At 27.8% G+C, this 252-nt stretch carries 1 protein-coding gene; it reads right to left on the bottom strand.

Going from position 1 to position 252, the window contains the following annotated elements:
- Positions 1-252 (bottom strand): hypothetical protein (locus SB754_RS21725; RefSeq protein ID WP_410784387.1); only part of this gene is annotated, 252 nt, incomplete at both ends.

Below are 252 nucleotides of genomic sequence, written 5' to 3'. Positions count from 1 at the left end.
ATTCCACATTCCTCTAGCTCCAATGAAATATTATCATTTTTGTTATAATAAACAGATCTTGCAATAGCTATGAGACTATTTATATCTCTTTTTCCCTTTGCATCCACCTTTTCTAATTCTTTTTTAAATAACATTTGCTCTTTTTCCCATGATTTAAAAATCATCAAAGGCCTTATTTCAATATTATAATTTTCTGAATACTGTTCAATATTTCGTCTGAAACTACTGAATCCATCATCTTTTTCTCTAAAG

This window comes from Leifsonia sp. SIMBA_070, from assembly GCF_046534635.1.
GTDB lineage: Bacteria > Actinomycetota > Actinomycetes > Actinomycetales > Microbacteriaceae > Leifsonia.
The sequence above is the reverse complement of the archived record's forward strand: the minus strand, read 5'-3'. Positions and strand labels throughout refer to the sequence as shown.